This is a genomic window from Streptomyces sp. ISL-43 (genome assembly GCF_018614195.1).
Classification (GTDB): Bacteria; Actinomycetota; Actinomycetes; order Streptomycetales; family Streptomycetaceae; genus Streptomyces.
This window is the reverse complement of record NZ_JAGGOT010000019.1, coordinates 68,583-87,868: the sequence shown is the minus strand read 5'-3', so window position 1 is coordinate 87,868 and position 19,286 is coordinate 68,583. Positions and strand designations below refer to the sequence as shown.

At 73.6% G+C, this 19,286-nt stretch carries 15 protein-coding genes; 10 read left to right on the top strand and 5 right to left on the bottom strand.

Annotated features, from left to right (window positions below):
- Positions 1-4: 4 nt before the first annotated feature.
- Positions 5-694: a hypothetical protein gene (locus tag J7F03_RS11540; protein ID WP_214948619.1), complete on the bottom strand. Its 690-nt coding sequence runs from the start codon at positions 692-694 to the stop codon at positions 5-7.
- Between the two features lie 254 nt (positions 695-948).
- Between J7F03_RS11540 and J7F03_RS11535 the strand changes: the two genes are divergently transcribed.
- The 7 genes from J7F03_RS11535 (at position 949) to J7F03_RS11505 (ending at position 8,945) form a co-directional block, all read left to right on the top strand.
- Positions 949-1,743, top strand: coding sequence for a CoA transferase subunit A (locus tag J7F03_RS11535; RefSeq protein WP_214948618.1), 795 nt, complete (start codon positions 949-951; stop codon positions 1,741-1,743).
- A 1-nt stretch (position 1,744) separates the two neighbouring features.
- Positions 1,745-2,428, top strand: a complete 684-nt coding sequence (locus J7F03_RS11530) for a CoA transferase subunit B (RefSeq protein ID WP_214948617.1) — start codon at positions 1,745-1,747, stop codon at positions 2,426-2,428.
- Between the two features lie 153 nt (positions 2,429-2,581).
- Positions 2,582-4,099, top strand: coding sequence for a PHB depolymerase family esterase (locus tag J7F03_RS11525; RefSeq protein ID WP_214948616.1), 1,518 nt, complete (start codon positions 2,582-2,584; stop codon positions 4,097-4,099).
- Between the two features lie 151 nt (positions 4,100-4,250).
- On the top strand, positions 4,251-5,687 hold the full coding sequence (locus J7F03_RS11520) for a tannase/feruloyl esterase family alpha/beta hydrolase (protein ID WP_214948615.1): 1,437 nt from the start codon (positions 4,251-4,253) through the stop codon (positions 5,685-5,687).
- A gap of 171 nt (positions 5,688-5,858) precedes the next feature.
- Positions 5,859-6,626 (top strand): 3-hydroxybutyrate dehydrogenase, encoded by a 768-nt coding sequence (locus tag J7F03_RS11515; RefSeq protein WP_214948614.1) that lies wholly within the window; start codon positions 5,859-5,861, stop codon positions 6,624-6,626.
- A gap of 159 nt (positions 6,627-6,785) precedes the next feature.
- Positions 6,786-7,418, top strand: a complete 633-nt coding sequence (locus tag J7F03_RS11510; RefSeq protein ID WP_214948663.1) for an NADPH-dependent FMN reductase — start codon at positions 6,786-6,788, stop codon at positions 7,416-7,418.
- 81 nt (positions 7,419-7,499) lie between these two features.
- Entirely contained in the window at positions 7,500-8,945 is a 1,446-nt protein-coding gene (locus tag J7F03_RS11505) for a glyceraldehyde-3-phosphate dehydrogenase (protein ID WP_214948613.1), read from the top strand.
- A gap of 131 nt (positions 8,946-9,076) precedes the next feature.
- Here J7F03_RS11505 and J7F03_RS11500 read toward each other — a convergent pair whose 3' ends face one another.
- Positions 9,077-10,414 (bottom strand): CoA transferase, encoded by a 1,338-nt coding sequence (locus J7F03_RS11500; RefSeq protein WP_214948612.1) that lies wholly within the window; start codon positions 10,412-10,414, stop codon positions 9,077-9,079.
- Between the two features lie 219 nt (positions 10,415-10,633).
- Between J7F03_RS11500 and J7F03_RS11495 the strand changes: the two genes are divergently transcribed.
- On the top strand, positions 10,634-11,560 hold the full coding sequence (locus J7F03_RS11495; RefSeq protein WP_214948611.1) for an ion transporter: 927 nt from the start codon (positions 10,634-10,636) through the stop codon (positions 11,558-11,560).
- A gap of 522 nt (positions 11,561-12,082) precedes the next feature.
- Here the strand turns inward: J7F03_RS11495 and J7F03_RS11485 are convergent.
- The 3 genes from J7F03_RS11485 to J7F03_RS11475 form a co-directional block, all read right to left on the bottom strand.
- Complete coding sequence (locus J7F03_RS11485; protein WP_214948610.1) at positions 12,083-13,720, bottom strand: carboxylesterase/lipase family protein; 1,638 nt, start codon at positions 13,718-13,720, stop codon at positions 12,083-12,085.
- A gap of 94 nt (positions 13,721-13,814) precedes the next feature.
- Positions 13,815-14,741 carry a 5'/3'-nucleotidase SurE gene (gene surE, locus J7F03_RS11480; RefSeq protein ID WP_214948609.1) on the bottom strand — a complete coding sequence of 309 codons (927 nt, stop codon included), beginning with the start codon at positions 14,739-14,741 and terminating at the stop codon, positions 13,815-13,817.
- A 163-nt stretch (positions 14,742-14,904) separates the two neighbouring features.
- On the bottom strand, positions 14,905-16,173 hold the full coding sequence (locus J7F03_RS11475; RefSeq protein WP_214948608.1) for an MFS transporter: 1,269 nt from the start codon (positions 16,171-16,173) through the stop codon (positions 14,905-14,907).
- 637 nt (positions 16,174-16,810) lie between these two features.
- Here J7F03_RS11475 and J7F03_RS11470 point away from each other — a divergent pair.
- Both J7F03_RS11470 and J7F03_RS11465 read left to right on the top strand, forming a co-directional pair.
- Entirely contained in the window at positions 16,811-17,533 is a 723-nt protein-coding gene (locus tag J7F03_RS11470) for a phosphatase PAP2 family protein (RefSeq protein WP_214948607.1), read from the top strand.
- Between the two features lie 127 nt (positions 17,534-17,660).
- Positions 17,661-19,211 (top strand): carboxylesterase/lipase family protein, encoded by a 1,551-nt coding sequence (locus J7F03_RS11465; RefSeq protein ID WP_214948606.1) that lies wholly within the window; start codon positions 17,661-17,663, stop codon positions 19,209-19,211.
- Positions 19,212-19,286 lie beyond the last annotated feature (75 nt).

The window sequence follows — 19,286 nt, the reverse complement described above, 5'->3', positions numbered from 1 at the left end:
CCGCTCAGGGCGCGGGGCTCCTCGGCATGTCCCCGACCAGCGGCTGGGCGGCCTCGCCCTTCCTGACCGTGACCGGGACGCCCCCGGCCGCCTTCTCCAGCCGCTCCTTGAACTCCGCGGAGCGTACGCCCTCCTGACTGGTGGTCACCTCGACCGACGATCCGTGTCCGCCGGAGACGCTGTAGACCGGGAAGTCCGCCTTCAGCGCGATGATCTTGTCGGCGGCGGCATCGAGGGTCCGGCGGGAGTACGGGCTCACGTACACGTCCGCGCGGGCCGGGTCAGCGCCCGGGTCCGCCGCGTGCGCGGCCTCCACGAGGAGGCGGCCGCGGACCGCATCGGTGACGCACAGGGCGACCCGGCCCGCCGGGTGGTCGGTGATCTGCGTGGAGTAGACGTCGGCGAAGGCTCCGTCTCCCTGGGCGCCGATGGCCTGGGAGAGCCGCTGGGCCTCGGGGGTGTTGGCCGGGGTGCCGTCGATCAGCGTCGGCGGCGCCTGCGGCACGGCGGGGTCGAGCACGGGACACGACAGGGCGGCCGCGGGCCGGGCCTCCCCGCCGGACCCGACCGGGTCGCTCCCCACCGCGCTGCCGCAGCCGGTGAGAAGTGCGGCGGCGCTCACCGCCGCGACCCACGCCACGCACACCTGCCTGGGCCCGACTCCCTCGATTTTCAGGGTGGTTCGGTTCTTCATGGTCTCCCCCTCGTGCTTCGGCGGCCGATCGGCTCCGCTGGGACGCGCCGGCCGGACCACCGGTTCCCCGCGCCGGGGAACCGCGGGACCCCGCACTCCCGCCAGGCCGCCGGGTCCACACAGCGGTCCCGCCGGGTGTGTGCGCGGGCGCCATGGCCAGGGCGCGCCGGTGGTTCCTAGGGTCGTTCGAGTCGGCCCGGCCGCACCGGCCCGTCGGGTGGCCGGCGGCCACGGGTCGGGCGAAGGAGCATGTGATGGGGCTGGACAAGGAGGTCGCGAGCGCGGCCTTGGCGGTGGCGGACATCTCCGCCGGGGCCTCGCTCGCGGTGGGCGGCTTCGGGTTGTGCGGGGTTCCCGGTGTGCTGATCGGCGCGCTGCTGGAGCGGGCGGAGGCGGTCGCCCTGGAGGTGGTCTCCAACAACTGCGGGGTGGACGACTGGGGGCTCGGGCTGCTGCTGCGCGCGGGCAGGATCGCCCGGATGACCAGCTCGTACGTGGGCGAGAACAAGGAGTTCGCCCGGCAGTACCTGAGCGGCGAGCTGGAGGTCGAACTCGTCGCGCAGGGCACGCTCGCGGAGCGGCTGCGGGCCGGCGGGGCGGGCATCCCGGCGTTCTACACGCCGGCCGGGGCCGGTACACAGGTCGCGGAAGGCGGGCTGCCGTGGCGCTACCGGCCCGACGGGGGCGTCGCCGTGGCCTCGCCGCCCAAGGAGCTGCGGAGCTGGGCAGGCCGTGAGTACCTGCTGGAGGAGGGCATCACCACCGACTTCGCCCTGGTGCGGGCGGCCGCCGGGGACCGGCTCGGCAACCTCGTCTTCCACTCCTCGGCGCGCAACTTCAATCCGCTGGCCGCGATGGCGGGGCGGATCACCATCGCCGAGGTGGAGGAGCTGGTCGAGCCGGGGGAGCTCGATCCGGACTCCGTGCACCTGCCGGGCGTCTTCGTCCAGCGGGTGGTCCGCGTACACCCCGGTGATCCGACAGCCGAGCGGCGCGTGGAGCGCCGCACGGTCCGTACCCTCCTCCCCGAGCAGCAAGGCGGCGTGTGACATGGCTCTGACGCGTGAGCAGATGGCGGCCCGCGCCGCCCGTGAGCTGGCGGACGGTACGTACGTGAACCTGGGGATCGGGCTGCCGACCCTGATCCCCAACCACCTGCCGCCGGGCGTCGAGGTGGTGCTCCAGTCGGAGAACGGGATCCTCGGCGTGGGCCCCTACCCGGCCGCCGGCGAGGTGGACCCGGACCTGATCAACGCGGGCAAGGAGACGGTCACGGTCCGGGCCGGGGCGTCGTACTTCGACTCAGCGCTGTCCTTCGGCATGATCCGCGGCGGGCACATCGACGCCGCCGTGCTGGGCGCGATGCAGGTGTCCGCCTCGGGCGACCTGGCCAACTGGATGATCCCCGGGAAGATGGTCAAGGGGATGGGCGGCGCGATGGACCTGGTGCACGGCGCGCGCAGGGTGATCGTGCTCATGGAGCACACGGCGAAGGACGGCACGCCGAAGCTCGTGGAGCGGTGCTCGCTGCCGTTGACCGGCCGGGCCGTCGTCCAGCGGGTGATCACCGATCTCGCGGTCCTCGACATCACCCCGGCGGGGTTCCTGCTCCGCGAACTCGCCCTCGGGGTCTCGGTGGAGGAGGTCCGCGCGGCGACGGGAGCCGAGCTGACGGTGCCCGCGGAGCCGGGCACGGGACTGGGCGCGGAGCCGGGCGCGGCGGTTTCCGGTTAGCAACCCGGGGACGTCCGCGCAACCCTGGCGGATCCGCCAACCGACGGCTCGATTGTGTCGGTCCGCGCCATGTCCCCGCTGGTAAGGGCCCTCCTACGGTGACGGCCACCGCGAGCCGCCGGCCCGCGGTGGCCGTCACCCCGTGGAGCCGCCATGTCATCGCACCGCAGACCATCCGGAACTCAGAGCGCCGTGCCCCGTGAACCCCTCCGGCGGCCTCCGCGCCCGCGCCGGGCCCTCGTACGACTGCTCGCGCTCGTGCTCCTGGCCGTCGGCGGGGTCCTGGCCGGGCCCGCCTCCCCCGCCCGCGCCGCCGTCTCCCTGGAGCGGATCGCCGACTTCGGGGCCAATCCGGGCACGCTGAACATGTACGTCTACCGGCCCGCGACTCTCCCGGCCCGGCCGCCCGTGGTGGTCGCGCTGCACGGATGCACCCAGAGCGCCCAGATCTACGCCGACAATTCGGGGCTGACCGAATTCGCCGACCGGCGAGGATTCCTGCTGGTGTTCGCGGAGACGACCTCGGCGAACAACATCAGCCAGTGCTTCAACTGGTTCCAGTCGACGGACAACCGGCGCGGCCAGGGCGAGGCCGCCTCGATCCGGCAGATGGCCGCCTACGCGGCTTCGGCCTACGGCGCCGACCCCGCCCGCACGTTCGTCACCGGCCTGTCGGCGGGTGGCGCCATGACCTCGGTGATGCTCGCGACCTACCCGGACGTGTTCGCGGCGGGGGCCGTGATCGCCGGACTGCCCTACGACTGCACCAAGGACACCGGCGCACTCGCCTGCATGAGCCCGGGCGTGGACCGCAGCCCGGCGGTGTGGGCGCAGCGTGTGCGCGACGCGTACCCGTCGTGGACCGGCCCCTGGCCGCGGCTGGCCGTCTGGCACGGCGACCAGGACCCGAAGGTGGTGCCGCGCAACGCCGACGAGCTGCGCGACCAGTGGACCGCGCTGCACGGCCTGACCACGACCCCGGACCGCACGACATCCATCGGCCCGGACGCCACCCGCCACGAGGAGTACCTCGCCGGGGACGGCACGGTGGCCGTCGAGGTGAACCGCGTCCCCGGCATCGGCCACGGCACCCCGGTCGACCCCGGGACGGGTCCCGGCCAGTGCGGCCGTACCGGGACCGCCAACTTCATCGCCTCGATCTGCTCCAGCGACTGGATCACGCGGTTCTTCGGCCTCGACGGGGCCGGTCCCGGGCCCGGCCCCGGGACCCTGCCGGCTCCCACCGGCCTCGCCGCGACCGGCACCGACGATACGAGCGTCACCCTGTCCTGGACCCCCGTTCCGGGCGCCGCCGACTACGTGTTGTACCGGGACGGGACCCAGGTGGCCAATCCCGCCGCGCCTCCGTACAAGGACACCGGGCTCGCTCCCGGGACGAGCCACACCTACACCGTGGCGGCCCGCGACGGCGCGGGGACGGCGGGCGTCCGCTCGGCGCCGGTCGCCGTGAGCACGACCGGCGCGGCCGCGGCGTGCTGGACCGCGAACAACTACCAGCAGGTGCGGGCGGGACGGGCGACGACCGACGGGAGCCATGCCTACGCCAAGGGCTCGCACCAGGACATGGGCCTCTACAACGTCTTCGTCACGCACACGCTGAAGGAGGCACCCGCGGGCTACTTCGTCATCGCCGGCGCCGGCTGCCCGTAGGGACCCGGCCACGCATCCTCACGCGCCCGCCATGGCGGCCGTCCCCACCGGGGCGGCCGCGAACATGGCGGGCGCAGCCGTGTCGGCACCGGGGCGGCCGCCCGTAGCCTCCGGCCAGTCCCCCGTCCCGCCGTCTTCTGGAGGCTCCTCGATGCCACCGGCCACCCGTTCCTCGACCACCCGCGCCAAAGCCGCCATCCGCGCCGTCGCCGCAACGGCCGTCGTATCGGCCCTGCTCACGGCCACCGCGCCCCCGGCCGGCGCCGCAGGGGCCGACGCGCACTGCGCCCGCCGCGCCCACCTGCGGGTACCGGGCGCCGAGCGCCAGCAGGCCGACTGTCTGGAGGAGCTGACGACGGCCGGGACGGTGGCCTCCGGTCATACGGACCCCGCCGACTGGGCCGGCCTCACCCCCAAGGACCTCGCCGTCCCCACCGGGGTGCCCGGCATCCAGATCGACGGCTACTTCCCCGACACCCGGGCCGCCGCCTCCACGGGCAACACCAATCACGGCTGGAACCACGACGCGCAGTTCGTGATCCGGCTGCCCGACCACTGGAACGGCGGGCTCGTCGTCGCCGGCTCCCCCGGCGTGCGCGAGCAGTACGCCAACGACCGGGCCATCGGCGACTGGGTGCTCTCGCGCGGCTACGCCTTCGCCGCCACCGACAAGGGCAACACCGGGACCGCCTTCCACCGGGACGGGCAGGCGCCCGGCGACGCCGTCGCCGAGTGGAACACCCGGGTCACCCAGCTCACCCGGGCAGCCCGCGCGGTCGTCGCGCAGCGCTACCACCGGGCCCCGTCCCGCACCCTCGCCACCGGCATGTCCAACGGCGGCTACCTGGTGCGCTGGCAGCTGGAGAACCATCCGGAGCTGTACGACGGCGGGGTCGACTGGGAGGGCACCCTGTGGCGGGCCGAGGGCCCGAACCTGCTCACGTTCCTGCCCCCGGCGCTGGCCGCCTACCCCCGCTACGCGGCCGGCGGCCCGGACGCGGAGCAGGCCCACGCCCGGCTGCTCGCAGCCGGCTACCCGGCCGGGTCGGAGTTCCTGTGGCCCTTCCACCACGCGTACTACTGGGACCTCACCCAGCGGATCTACCGCGAGGAGTTCGATCCGGGCTTCGACGGTCCCACCGAGGCCGGGACCCCGTTCTGCACGCCCGGCACTCCCGCCTGTGATGCCGACTACGCCTATGCGGAGCGGCCCGCCGAAGTCCGCCGCGCCGTCGCGAAGACCGCGCTCACCGGCCGCATCGGCAAACCCCTGATCACCCTGCACGGCACCCTCGACGTCCTGCTCCCCATCAGCCAGGACTCCGACGTCTACGCCGACATGGTGCGGCGTGCCGGCCGGGGCGCCCTGCTGCGCTACTACCGCATCGAGGGCGGCACCCACGTGGACTCGCTCGTTGACGCCTTCCCCGACCGGCTGCGCCCCCTCACGCCCTGCCACCGCGCCGCCTTCACCGCGTTGGAGGACTGGATCGGGCGCGGGGTGCGGCCGCCGCTCGGCCACACCGTCCCCAGGGATCCCGCGGCCGATCCGGCGACCCTGCTGACCAGCTGTCCGCTCGACGCCTGACGCCTGACGACGTCTGACGACCGGGGCCCGGCCACCGGGCTCGGCGGCGGCCGCCGGGGGCCGGCCGCCGACGGCGCGCGCCCCGCATGGTGATCGCCTCCATACCCGCGGCGGCGAGTATGGAGCGCGACACCGTGGGCGCCACCCCGGCCCCTGCCTACGCTTCGAGCCATGACGAGCGAACTTCCTTCCCCCACGCCGCTTCGGGAGCGCGTCGCCCTGGTGACGGGCGGCGGCAGCGGCATCGGCCGGGCGTGCGCCGTGGCCCTGGCCGCGGCCGGGGCCACGGTGCACGTGGTCGACATCGACGCGGCGGCGGCCAAGGCCGTCGCCGGCCTCGTCGGCGGGCACGCCCACGTCGCCGACCTGGCCGATCCCGCCGCCATCGGGGAGCTGCCCGGCGCCGTCGACATCCTGGTCAACAGCGCCGGACTGCAGCACGTCGCCCCGATCACCGAGTTCCCGCCCGAGCGCTTCGCCTTGATCCAGCAGGTGATGGTCACCGCGCCCTTCCTCCTGCTGCGCCGCGTGCTGCCGCACATGTACGCCGCCGGCTGGGGCCGGGTGGTCAACATCTCGAGCGTCCACGGGCTGCGCGCCAGCGCGTACAAATCGGCCTACGTCGCGGCCAAGCACGGGCTGGAGGGGCTCAGCAAGGTCGCGGCGATCGAGGGGGCTCCGTACGGCGTGACCAGCAACTGCATCAATCCGGGCTACGTCCGCACCCCGCTGGTCGAGGGGCAGATCCTGGACCAGGCCGCCGCGCACGGGATCGCCGCGGGCGATGTCCTCTCCGAGGTGCTGCTGACCCGCTCGCCGATCAAGCGGCTCATCGAGCCCGAGGAGGTCGCCGCGGCCGCCGTCTGGCTGTGCGGACCGCACACCGGCTACGTCACCGGCTCCTCCCTCCCCCTGGACGGTGGCTGGGGCGCCAACTGACCCCGTCCGGGTGACAGCCCGTGCGGCCCGGCGCGGGCGGGCGGCCGAGGTCCCGCAGGGTCCCGTACGGTCCCGCACGTGACCGATGCGACCAACGCGAACAACCCGACCGGGCCCGCCGACCCGGACAACCTGAACATCACCACCGGACCGGGAGCGCTGCGGGTCCTCGTCCTCTCGGGGTCCTCCCGCGAGGGCTCCGTGAACACCCGGCTCGCCGCCCTCGTCGCCGGACAGGTCGAGCGCTCGGGCGCCGTCGTGGACCTCGCCCGGATCGGGGACTTCACGATGCCCACCTACGACGGCGACACCGAGGCGGCCGAGGGCCCGCCGGCCGGGGCGGCCGCGCTGCGCGAACGGCTGCTGGCGGCCCAGGCCCTCGTCATCGCCTCGCCCGAGTACAACGCCTCCGTGCCCGGCGTGGTGAAGAACGCCGTCGACTGGGTCTCGCGGTTCCGGCCGCAGCCCTTCAAGGACAAGCAGACGCTGCTGGTGTCCGCCTCCCCGTCGATGGTCGGCGGCAACCGCGGGCTGTGGGCGCTGCGCGTGCCGCTGGAACACCTGGGCGCCCGGGTCTACCCCGACATGTTCAGCCTCGCCGCGGCGCACTCCGCCTTCGGCGACGACGGCGAGCTGACCGAGCCGGGCCTGCGCGAGCGGCTGGGCGACACGGTCGACTCCTTCCTGGCCCTGGCCGAGGCCGACACCCGCTACCTGTGCCTCCAGCGCCGCTGGTACGAGTTCCTCGGCGACGAGAGCAGCGCTCCGGTCACTCAGCGTGCCGAGGGGTGAAGCCCTGCTCAGGGGGTGCTTGAAGGGTCAACACGACCGCGGGTTAGCATATGAGCGCCGCCTAGCTCGAAAGACAAATCTGTGACTGTCAATGACGACTCGTTCACCGAGTGGAAGAACCGCGAGAAGATCGCGGAGTCGATGATCCCGATCATCGGGAAGCTGCACAGGGAGCGGGACGTCACGATCCTGCTCCACAGCCGCTCCTTGGTGAACAAGTCGGTGGTCAGCATCCTCAAGACCCACCGATTCGCCCGCCAGATCGCCGGTGAGGAGCTCTCGGTCACCGAGACGCTGCCGTTCCTGCAGGCCCTCACCTCGCTCGACCTCGGTCCCTCCCAGATCGACATCGGCATGCTCGCCGCGACGTACGCCGCTGACGACCGCGGCCTGTCGGTGGAGGAGTTCACCGCCGGTGCCGTCTCGGGCGCCACGGGTGACAACAAGATCGAGCGCGGCGAGGGTCGCGACGTCGTCCTCTACGGCTTCGGCCGCATCGGCCGCCTCGTCGCCCGCCTGCTCATCGAGAAGGCCGGCTCCGGCAACGGCCTGCGCCTGCGTGCCATCGTCGTCCGCCAGGGCGGCGACCAGGACATCGTCAAGCGCGCCTCGCTGCTGCGCCGCGACTCGATCCACGGCCAGTTCCAGGGCACGATCACCGTGGACGAGGCGACCAGCACGATCATCGCCAACGGCAACGAGATCAAGGTGATCTACGCCAACGACCCGTCCGAGGTCGACTACACGGCGTACGGCATCAAGGACGCCATCCTGATCGACAACACCGGCAAGTGGCGCGACCGCGAGGGTCTGTCCAAGCACCTGCGCCCCGGTGTCGACAAGGTCGTCCTGACGGCTCCCGGCAAGGGCGACGTCCCGAACATCGTGCACGGTGTGAACCACGACACGATCAAGCCGGACGAGCAGATCCTGTCCTGCGCCTCCTGCACCACCAACGCGATCGTCCCGCCGCTCAAGGCGATGGCGGACGAGTACGGCGTTCTGCGCGGCCACGTGGAGACCGTCCACTCGTTCACCAACGACCAGAACCTGCTGGACAATTACCACAGCGCCGACCGGCGCGGCCGCTCCGCGCCGCTCAACATGGTCATGACCGAGACCGGTGCCGCCTCCGCCGTCGCCAAGGCGCTGCCGGACCTCAAGGCGCCGATCAGCGGCAGCTCGATCCGCGTCCCGGTGCCGGACGTCTCGATCGCGATCCTCAGCCTGCGCCTGGGCCGCGAGACCACCCGCGACGAGGTGCTCGAGTACCTCCGCGACGTGTCGCTGACCTCGCCGCTCAAGCGCCAGATCGACTTCACCACCGCGCCCGACGCGGTCTCCAGCGACTTCATCGGCTCGCGTCACGCCTCGATCGTCGACGCCGGCGCGACCAAGGTCGACGGGGACAACGCGATCCTCTACCTCTGGTACGACAACGAGTTCGGCTACTCGTGCCAGGTCATCCGGGTCGTCCAGTACGTCTCCGGCGTGGAGTACCCGACCTACCCGGCCCCGGCGGTCTGATCCCGCCCGGCCCCGCACGATCCCATGCCCCCCTGGCGACCTCGGTCGCCAGGGGGGCATGCGTCGTCCGGGGCCCACGCGCCCGTCCCGCTCAGGGAGCGGCGGCGGCCGCGACGGTCAGCCCGCCGGGGTCAGAGCCAGCCGGGCCGGTCCGTCCCCCAACGGGAGGGCCCGTGCCCCCATTCCCCGCCCCCGAGCGGGGACACCGCGTAGCGCAGCGTCCCGTACCCAGATCCGGTCTCGCGCAGCCACGGCTCCGGCGCGTACCCGGGAACGGCGGCCCCCGGTCCGGCTCCGGCTCCGGCTGCCGGCACGTCGCGGACCAGCCACGACGCCGTACCGGCCAGCGAGAACCGCAGTCCCCTCCCACCGCCCTCCGCGAGCGCCCGCAGGACACCCGCCGCCACCAGGTACCCCGTCCCGTGGTCCAGTGCCTGCGCCGGCAGCACCCCGGGCCCGTGCCCGTCCCCGCAGGCCGCGGAGATCCCGTACCCGGCCTGCACCAGCGAGTCGAAGCCCCTGCGCCCGGCCCAGGCGCCCCGCCACCCCCACGCGCACAGCTCGGCGACCACCAACCCCGGCCGCTTCGCCAGCAGTTCGTCCGCTCCGAGCCCGTAGCGCGCCAGCGCCCCCGGCCGGTAGCCCGTCACCACCACATCCGCTCCGGCGAGCAGTTCCTCGAACACCGCCCGGTCGGCCGCCGCGCCCAGGTCCAGGAGCGCGGACCGCTTCCCGAAGCCGGTGTCCGCGTACGCGTCGTCCGACTCCGCGAGCCCCGGAGAGTCGATACGCAGCACGTCCGCGCCCAGCAGCCCCAGGGTCCGGGTGGCCACCGGTCCGGCGATGACCCGGGTCAGGTCCAGTACCCGTACGCCCTCCAGCGGCAGCCGGTCCGCGCTCCTGCCCAGCTCCCGGCCGCGGCCGCCCGATTCCCACAGCTCGACCAGCGGCTGCGGCTCCCCGAACTCCGGCGCCACGGCCACCGCCAGCCCGCCCTGCGCGTAGACCGCCTCCTGTACGTCCACCGCCGCCCGCCGGGAGACCGCCCGGGCGACGCCCTCCCGCGTCCCGGCCGCCAACGCCCGTACCAGCGCGGCCTCGTGATGCGGGTAGTTGGCGTGCGTCCGCACCCATCCGTCGGCTGCCCGCCAGAAGCCTGACAGCGGCGCGAACGTCACCGGCGCCCGCCCGGCCACCAGCAAGTGCCGCTCACTGACGAACGCCGTGGTCACGGCCCCCTCGTCCACCACCAGCGCGGCAACGTCGTCCGCCCCGCCCCCCGCCCGTACGGCGGCAAGCTCCGCCGCGGCCAGCGCGCACGCGCCCACGGTGGCCCGCGCGAGCTCCCGTACGGGCAGCGGCCCGTCCCCCAGGCCGCTCGCGCCCCGGTAGGCCACCCGCCCCGCCAGTTCGCCGGCCCCACCCAGCGCGGCCCATGCCCGCGCGGTCCCATCGTCATGACTCGTCATGGGGCCATCCTCCGCGACCGCGCCCGCGCACGGCCGGTGACCTGGTGCGCAGCGGCGTTACCCGATCGGGCGATGTAGCGCTTCAAAGCGTCTCGATACGCGCCGGCCCGCGTTACACGACGCGGAACATGAACACCGCCTCGGCAGCCTCGTCTTCCGTAGCGGCGCACGCCGGCGCGTGCGGAACGGGGCGGCCGGCGGCCCGTACGAGGGAGCACGATGACCGACCCGACCGCGGTGGACACCAGGCGTGGAAGGCTGGCCGCGCACTGCCGTGACGTGTGCGAGGCGCCCGCGTTCTCGCTCGCCGTTTTCGCGGTGATCCTCTTCAACGCCCTACTCCTGGGCGTCGAGACGTACAGCGGCCTGACCACCGAGTACGGCCGACTCCTCGCCATGACCGAGCACTTCTGCGTGGTCGCCTTCACCCTGGAGATGCTGATCCGCCTGGGCGCTCACGCAGACCGGCCGAAAGCTTTCTTCCTGGACCCCTGGAACGTCTTCGACCTGCTGGTCGTCTCCTCGGCCTTCATCCCGTTCCTGCGGGAGAACACCACCCTTCTGCGTCTGCTGCGCCTCGCGCGCGTACTGCGCACCGCACAGTTCATGCCGCAGCTGCGGGTCCTCCTCGTCGCCGTGGGGCGCAGCCTGCCCGGCACCGTCAGCTTCCTGTTCGTGGGCGCCCTGATCCTCTACGTGTACGCGATGATCGGGTGGATCTGCTTCGCCGGCCACGACCCCGGGCACTACGGCTCGATCGGCCGGGCCGGGCTGACGCTGTTCCTGCTGATCACGCTCGAAGGACTCGGGGACGCCGTCCACGCCGGGCTCGCCGTGTCCCCTTTCAGCATCCTCTTCTACGCCTCCTACGTGCTCCTCGCCTCGTTCGTCCTGGTCAACGTGCTGATCGGGGTGGTCCTCAACGCCCTTGAGGAGGCACGGGAGATGGAGGAGCAGAGCCAGCGGGCCGAACGGGGGGTGGAAGCGGCCGCGGACGCCGCGGACGAACTCCTCCTGCGGATCGCGGCGGTGCGCGGCGCCCTCGACGACATGGAGGCGCAGCTCGGTTCGTCGGCGAACGCGGCGCAGGCGGCGCCGGCCGCGGCTTCCGCCCCGCAGGCGCGCGCCTCGGCGGGCGTGCGGTAGGCGGATCGGACCGAGCGGGCACCCGTCTCCCGGTGGGCGGGTGCCCGCTCGTCAGGCCCGCGCGAGCACGGCCACGGCGTTGTGTCCGCCGAAGCCGAAGGAATTGCTGACCGCGATCGACGACTTGTGGTCCCTGGCGGTTCCCGTGACCCACGTCGATGTCCATGCCGCTGTCGGTCTCGGTCAGCCCCGCCGTGGGCGGAACCGTGTCCTGCGTCAGGGCGAGGACCGTGAGCGCCGCCTCGATGACCCCGGCGGCGCCGAGCGTGTGGCCGAGCGTCCCCTTGGCCGAGGTGACGGGAGGCCGGTGGGGGTCCGTCCTTCTCCGTGCCCCTACCCCCGCGGCGCGGGCGCGATGAACCGCCGGATGCCCCGGGGGACCGTGGTCCGCGGGGCACCCGGCGGCGTGGCGGCACCCCCCGGGCCGCCGCCATTTCGGTGATCACGAAAGGATGAGCACCGCGCCCCCGCCTTGACGGGGGCGCGAATCACCCGGTACGGATCACCGAGTCTCGTCGCCCGTCAGAGCGGCCGGGAGGGCTGGGTCCGCCAGAACCCGCACTGGTGATCCGCCGCGAACTCCCGGTCGAGCCGGTCGCCCGTGGGACCGAGCTTCAGTACCGCTCCGCCCGGGCCGGTCGCCGGCCACGGGGTCTGGCCCGCCGCCGCGGGAACCCCGTAGCGCGCGAAGGCACCCCAGTAGCGCTTCATCCGCGTCGCCAGCGCGACCTGGACGGAGCTCAGGGGCCGCTCGCCCATGGTGAAGTCGTGCAGATAGGCCAGCTCGGCGCTGTGCGCGTTCGACTCGTCCAGGCCCGGGACCTGCGCGCCCGCCAGGGTCGGCGAGTCCGGGTCGTCGAACTCGTAGGCGAAGGTGGGGACCTGTCGGGCGAACAGCTGAGCCGTCCAGGCCGTCTGGCAGGCGAACGTCGAATCCGTCATGACGGCCGACAGCGCCAGGTACGGGGACCCGTGTGCCGAGACCGGGTAGCGCAGGAGGACCTCCGGCCCTGCCGCGCCGTAGCCCGACAGGACCTGCTCCGCGTACTGCTCGGCCGTGAGACCCGGCTGGGTCAGCGCGACGAAGAAGCGCGCCTCGGAACGGGTGCTGCCGATCAGGACCGGGACCTTGTTCCAGGTTCCCGCCGCGATCGCGGCGGCCGGATCCCTCGGGAGCAGTCCGTCGCCCGACGCCGGGCCCGACGTCGCGTGCGTCCGGGCCGCGTCCACCAGCGCCTGCCCGGAGGCGGCACGCAGGCACGCCACGACCCCGGCCGGATCGGCGCAGCCCGCGCTCGCGGCGAAGGCGCGTGCCTCGGACTCGGCGCGTGCTCCGTCCGGGGTACGCAGCAGCGTGCACGGCCCGCTCTGCAGCACGGCCCGGTGGAACAGCCCCGCCGCGGACGGGGCGGCCAGCAGCCCGCACACCGAACCGCTGCCCGCCGACTGGCCGGAGACGGTGACGTTGCCCCGATCCCCGCCGAAGGCGCCGATGTTCTCCCGCGTCCAGCGCAGCGCCTGGATCTGGTCCATCAGGCCGAAGGACCCGGAGCGGGGCGCGTTCTCCCGGCCCAGTTCGGGAAGGCCCAGATAACCCAGCTGGCCGAGGCGGTAGTTGATGCTGATCACGATGCCGCCGGTCAGCTCCGCCATCGTGCGCCCGCCGAACTGCGTTCCGGTGCCCTGGCTGTACGCGCCCCCGTGCATCCAGAGGATCACCGGCAGCCGGGCCCCCGCGCGTGCACTTCGCGGCCGGTACACGTCCAGGTACAGGCAGTCCTCGCTGACAGCCCGGGGATCCCGCAGCCCGAACGGCGAGAACTGCAGGCAGGCGGGCGCCTGTTCGACAGCCTCGCGGACCCCGTTCCAGCGCCGGGGCTCCTGTGGTGCGCGCAGCCGACCGTCCCCGACCGGCGCCGCCGCGTAGGGCACGCCGAGGAACTCCTGCGCTCCGTCGTGGACGCGGCCGCGCAGCGCGCCCTGCGCCACGGAGACCACAGGGCGGGGCGAACCGTCCGACGGGCCGGGGTACTTGCCTGCGGGAGAGGCGGCCGCCGGGAGGGCCGCGGCGATCAGGGCGGTCAGCGCGAGTGCCGCACCGAGCAAGGGTCTTGCCGTGGAAAGCCGGGCGATCCGGGTCGAGAGCCGTTGCCGTTGCATCCGTACTCCTGGGTTGACGACGATCCGGGGGCGGGGCGCGGCACACCCACCCAGCCCCCGGACAGCAGGCGGGTGTTGCGGACGGGCCGGACGGCTACGGGCGCAGCCCGGCGATCAGGGCGGCGGTGACGGCGTGGGCGGCCGGTCCCGTGTTCCAGTCGGCGTTCATCGGGCTGACGGCGATCTTCCCGGCGCTCACGGCTTCCACATCGCTGCCCCGGGCCGGCGTCCGCAGGTCGACCGTCACGCCGACCTTCCAAGTGCCGTCGCCGGCGTCGGTGAAGTCGGCCTTCAGCAGGACCTGCGCGTCCTGGAAGGTGGTGGCCACCCCGGCCGGGGTGCCCTTGCCGTCGGCGCCGACGACGGGGTGGTTGACGTTCAGGCCGACGCCCTCGGGCAGCAGGGGGCCGGACCTGGCCCGCGTGCGCAGCCGGTCGATCAGCTTGACGGCGAAGTCGAGCGTCGGTCCCATCGCGTTGACCGTGGTCACCGGGTCCGGAGCCGTGACGCCGCCGGTGCTCAGGGCGATGGCGGGTACACCTGCCTCCAGGGCGGCGACGGCGCCGCCGACCGTTCCGGAGTGGGTGGCGAGGCCGGCCACGTTCGGCCCGAAGTTGGTGCCCGACACCACCAGGTCGGGCGCGCGGCCCTCGAACACCTCGGAGAGCCCGAAGGCCACCGAATCGCCGGGCGTTCCGTCGACGGCCCATACCTTCGGCTCGGGGTGGCGGACCGTCACCGAGGGGGCACTCATCATCTTCGTGCCGGTGCCGCTCTGATTCGTGAGCGGGGCCACGATGGTGACGTCGTGCCCGGCGGCGGTCAGCCTCTCGAACGCGATACGGATGCCGGGCGCGTTGTAGCCGTCGTCATTGGTGAGCAGGATCCGCAGCCGGCTCGCGGGCACGGGTGCGGGCGCCGGACCGGCCTGCGGCTCGGCCGCGGCGGCGGGCACCGTACCGGCGAGGGCCGGCGCGCACAGCAGCAGGGCGGCCAACGGCAGAACTCGCTTGCGTTGCACAGAACGCTCCTTCGGAGAGGGAGTGGAGTGGGGACGGGATGAGGGCCGGGAAGGGTGGGGACCGGCGGGCTCGCGACCCTCGGCACGAGCCCGCCGGAGTGCTGGCCGGGCCGCCGCCCGGGGGCATGGGAGGCGGCCCGGAGAATGTGGGGTGGCGACGGGATCAGCGCACGCTGCGGATCGGGAGGATGGCCAGCGCGCCGATCAGCGAGAGGGCGCCGCCGACCAGGAACAGCGGGGTGTATCCGCCCAGGGCCGTGACGACGGCGGAGGCGACGAACGGGGCGATGATCTGGGGCCCGGCGTTCGCGATGTTCAGGACGCCCATGTCGCGGGCGGCGTCCTCGGCCCGGGGCAGCACCAGGGTGACGAGCGCGGTGTCGACGGCCATGAAGCACCCGAAGGCGAGGCCGTTGAGCGCGCTGAAGACGAGCATGCCCGTCCACGTCGGGCTGACCACGGGAACCACCATGACCAGCCCGGCGAGGGCCGCCGAGACGCCGACGAACACCTTGCGCCGGTTCCAGCGGTCGGACAGCAGCCCGCCGACCACCGTGGAGACGGCCATCGCGACCATCGAGACGGGAGTGAGCATCGCCATCGCGGCCGGCGGGGTCAGCCCCTCGGGGAGCGCGATGTGGTCGTCCAGGATGTAGAGCTGGTAGCCGACCACCGAGAAGTAGCCGAGGACCATCAGCGCCCGCCCGATGAAGGCCCACCGGAAGTCGTGGTTGCCGAGCGCCGAGAGGAAGGCCTTGACCTGGGCCCCCTTGGGGGCGGCGGGCGCGTCCGCGGCGGACGTGCCCGGGGCGGGCTCGGAGCGCGGCACGTCCCGGCAGAAGGTGGTGAGCAGCAGCGCGGCCCCGGCGATGACCCCGCCGAAGACGAGGTAGCCGGTGCGCAGGTGGTCCGCGGTCTGGGAGGCGATCAGTACGCCGACCGTGCCGCCGATGGGCAGACCCAGTCCCACCAGCGCGGACGCGGTCCCGCGCCGGGCGGCGGGCACCCGGTCGGGCACGATCGCGGTGACGGCGGCCTGGTAGACGTTCATGGTCGCCTGGACCAGGCACCAGCCGATCCCGACGAGCAGTGCGGTACTGACGCTGCCGAGGAGGGCCAGGCCGCCGAGCGAGGCGAGGGCGCCGCCCAGCACCCAGGGGTTGCGGCGCCCGCTGCGGTCGGAGAGGGCGCCGGCTATCGGGTTGAACGCGGTCGCGAAGATCGCGCTGATGCCGCCGATGAGGCCCAGGACGGCGACCTTGTCGTCGCCGGCGATCGCGGCGATCTGGGTGGGCAGCAGGACCGAGCCGACACCCATGTAGACGGCCATCATCGCGGAGTTCGCGACCAGCAGGAGGAGCAGGAGCCCGCGTCCGCGGGAAGGTTCGGGATCCGCCAGGCCGGGCGGGTCGGTGATCTCGTTCGTGGCCATGACGACTCCTCGGGGGACGGAGCGGGGAGGTGGCGTGGGGGGTACCGCCGGGGTGCGGTGCGCGGGGAGGACGGAGACGCCGAGGGTGCTGTTGCGCACGAGGGCGTCGCCGGGAACGCCGCGCCGAGCGCGATGCGGCTGACGCGGCGCGGTTGCTCGGTGCGGTGGGTGCAGTGCAGTGCAGTGAAGGGCCTGCGGTGCGGTGCAATGCAGTGAAGGGCCTGCGGTGCGGTGCGGTCGACACGATGTTGTTACACGTGTCACTGGAAGTGCTTGGACACTGTGTAGCACCCGTTCCCGGGTCTCGCCAAGGGTTGGAGCGGGTCTCCGCCCAGATCGTGACCCGTGCACGAAAGCCAGGTCGATCACGTGTAACCAGCCGGATGAGACCACCGGCCGGGCCCGGACCCGTCCGAAAACTCTCTTGCCCTTGTGGCGACGGTCACGCTTCCGCAATACTCCGTGCCGCACCGTGACGGCCCCGCCGTCGCGCACCGGAAGAGCCCGCCCACCCCTGCGGCTCCACCGCCGCGCCGGCCCGCCCCGGCCCCCTCCGCGCACCTCCGCGCCCCGCGCCCGTACGCCACCTCCCCGCACGCCCCCACCGCCCGGGGAGGCGACCGCGAAAGGTCCCGCCATGCCTCGATTCCCCGCTCCCGCCCCCGCGCCGGCCCCGATCCCCGCCCGGCCGCCCCGGCGCCCGGTACCCGCGCCGCCGCCCCGCCACGCCGCCGCCTGGGGCGCGGCACTGACCCTCCTGTCCGTGCTGATCGGACTGCTCCTGCGGATGGGCGAACGACCCTTCTTCCAGGGCCTCGACGACGCCTGGGCCGCTTCGCTGAACGGCTCGCCCGCCGACTCCGCCACCGGGTTCGCCACCGCCCTCGACCGCCTCGGCGGCCCCCTGGGCACGGTCCTGCCGCTGTTGCTGATGGGCTGCCTGTGCATGTACGGGCGCTGGCGGTCGGCGCTCTTCGTCTTCACCACGGCCATCGTGGCCAACATGCTCGTCGTACTGCCCCTGAAACAGCTGGCCGACAGGCCGCGGCCCCCGCACACCTGGGTCCTGGTCAACGACGGCTCGTACCCCTCCGGCCAGGTCTTCAGCGCGGTGGCCCTGGTGATCGCGGCCGCGGTGGTGCTGTTCCCGCCGGGCGGCCGGCGCTGGTGGTGGCTTTTCGGCGCGGGATACACCGGCGCCATGATGTGGAGCCGCACCTGGCAGCACGCCCAGTGGCTGAGCGACACCTTCGCCGGGGTCCTGGCCGCCGTGGGTGCCTGCCTGCTCCTGTGGCGGGCCTTCGCGCCCCTGCTGGAGACGGAAGCGGAACGGATGGCGGCCGACACCCTCTGGCTGTGAGGGGCCTCCCGGCCGGCCCGGCGGGCACCCCTCGCAGACATCGCGGAATATTGACGGTCGTTGATTTCACGCCATACTCTCGACGGGTCCGCGCGCGTTCGGCGCCCGGCCCAGGAAGGATCGACTCATGGCACCCACCCCAGGACCCGATCAGCCCGTGGTGAATCTGCCCGCGGGCCGGCTGCGCGGCGCGTTCGAGGACGGGCTCGCCGTCTTCCGGGCCGTGCCCTACGCCGCACCCCCGGTCGGCGCACTGCGCTGGCGGCCCGCGCGGCCGCACCCCGGCTGGAGCGGCACTCGGGACGCGACCGCCGACGGCCCCAGCGCCCCGCAGATGTACATGGAGGGCGGCGACCCGGTACTCGGCGGGCACGGCTCGCCACCCTTCGACGAGGACTGCCTGACCCTCGACGTCTGGACGCCCGCGGCCGACGACGCCCGGCGTCCGGTGCTCGTCTGGATCCATGGCGGCGGCTTCGTGTCCGGCTCCGGTTCCCTGCCGAACTACTCGGGCGAGACCTTCTCCCGCGACGGGGACCTCGTCGTGGTCAGCATCAACTACCGCATCGGGCCCCTGGGTTACCTCTACACCGGCCCCGAGGACGACGCGGCGGACTCCGGCGCCAACCACTGGCTGACCGACCAGCTCGCCGCCCTGCTCTGGGTGCGGGACAACATCGAGGCCTTCGGCGGCGACCCGGACACGATCACCGTCGCCGGCCAGTCGGGCGGCGCGGTGTCCACCGCCGCCCTCGCCGGGCTCCCCGAAGCCCGGGGCCTGATCCGGCGGGTGATCCTGATGAGCCCGCCCTTCGGGCTGGACCTCCCCGCACCCGACGCCTCCCTGGAACGCACCGCCGCGTATCTGGAGGTCGCCGGGGTCAAGACAGTGGCCGAGCTGCGCGCACTGGCCTGGCCCGAGCTGATCGGCGCCGTCGGCGGCCTCTTCGCGCGGACGACCCGCTGGGGCTACTGGCCCACGCCGTTCCTGCCCGTGGTCGACGGGGTCACCCTGCACCGCCACCCGGCCGAGGCCCTGCTGCACGGGGCCGCGGCCGGCATCGAGGTGATGATCGGCTGGACCCGGGAGGAGGCCAACTTCGGCTTCGCCCTGAACGAGGTCCACGCCGCGGCCGACCGGGACCAGGTGGCCGGCCGGATCGCGGACACCTTCGGCTCCGAGGCCGCCCCCGACGTGTACGCGGCGTACGAGCGCGCCCGGCCGGGGGCCCGGCCGGCCGACGTCCTGATGGACCTCATCACCGACGAGCTCTTCCGGGTGCCCGCCCTACGGCTGGCCGAGGCGCGGGCCGAGTCGGGCCACCCGGTGTGGGCCTACCAGTTCGACCTCCCCGCGGCCGTCTACGACGGCCGGCTCGGCGCCGCGCACTGCCTCGAACTGCCCTTCGCCTTCGCCAACTTCGACCAGTGGGCCCACGCGCCCCTGACGGCCGGGCTGGACCCCGCCGTCCGGGACGGGCTCGCGCACACCATGCACGAGGCCTGGATCGCCTTCGTCCGTACCGGCGACCCGAACCATCCGGACATGCCGACGTGGAACCCGTACGCGAAGGACACCCGAACGACGATGCGCTTCGACTCCGTCGTCACCGCGCTCGGCGACCTCGCCGGAGACTCCCTGCGGCTGCACGAAAGGGCTCTCGACCGGCCCGCGTAAGGGCAGGCCTCCCACCGGCCTCCCCACCGGCCTCCCCCGGCTTCTCGTGGGGCCCATCCGGCCCGCGGGGCGCTC

What these genes read in the sequence shown, in the direction of transcription:
- J7F03_RS11540 (WP_214948619.1), bottom strand. Translation starts at nt 694, where the DNA reads ATGAAGAACCGAACCACCCTGAAAATCGAGGGAGTCGGGCCCAGGCAG.
- J7F03_RS11535 (WP_214948618.1), top strand. Translation starts at nt 949, where the DNA reads ATGGGGCTGGACAAGGAGGTCGCGAGCGCGGCCTTGGCGGTGGCGGAC.
- J7F03_RS11530 (WP_214948617.1), top strand. Translation starts at nt 1,745, where the DNA reads ATGGCTCTGACGCGTGAGCAGATGGCGGCCCGCGCCGCCCGTGAGCTG.
- J7F03_RS11525 (WP_214948616.1), top strand. Translation starts at nt 2,582, where the DNA reads ATGTCATCGCACCGCAGACCATCCGGAACTCAGAGCGCCGTGCCCCGT.
- J7F03_RS11520 (WP_214948615.1), top strand. Translation starts at nt 4,251, where the DNA reads ATGCCACCGGCCACCCGTTCCTCGACCACCCGCGCCAAAGCCGCCATC.
- J7F03_RS11515 (WP_214948614.1), top strand. Translation starts at nt 5,859, where the DNA reads ATGACGAGCGAACTTCCTTCCCCCACGCCGCTTCGGGAGCGCGTCGCC.
- J7F03_RS11500 (WP_214948612.1), bottom strand. Translation starts at nt 10,414, where the DNA reads ATGACGAGTCATGACGATGGGACCGCGCGGGCATGGGCCGCGCTGGGT.
- J7F03_RS11495 (WP_214948611.1), top strand. Translation starts at nt 10,634, where the DNA reads ATGACCGACCCGACCGCGGTGGACACCAGGCGTGGAAGGCTGGCCGCG.
- J7F03_RS11485 (WP_214948610.1), bottom strand. Translation starts at nt 13,720, where the DNA reads ATGCAACGGCAACGGCTCTCGACCCGGATCGCCCGGCTTTCCACGGCA.
- J7F03_RS11475 (WP_214948608.1), bottom strand. Translation starts at nt 16,173, where the DNA reads ATGGCCACGAACGAGATCACCGACCCGCCCGGCCTGGCGGATCCCGAA.
- J7F03_RS11470 (WP_214948607.1), top strand. Translation starts at nt 16,811, where the DNA reads ATGCCTCGATTCCCCGCTCCCGCCCCCGCGCCGGCCCCGATCCCCGCC.
- J7F03_RS11465 (WP_214948606.1), top strand. Translation starts at nt 17,661, where the DNA reads ATGGCACCCACCCCAGGACCCGATCAGCCCGTGGTGAATCTGCCCGCG.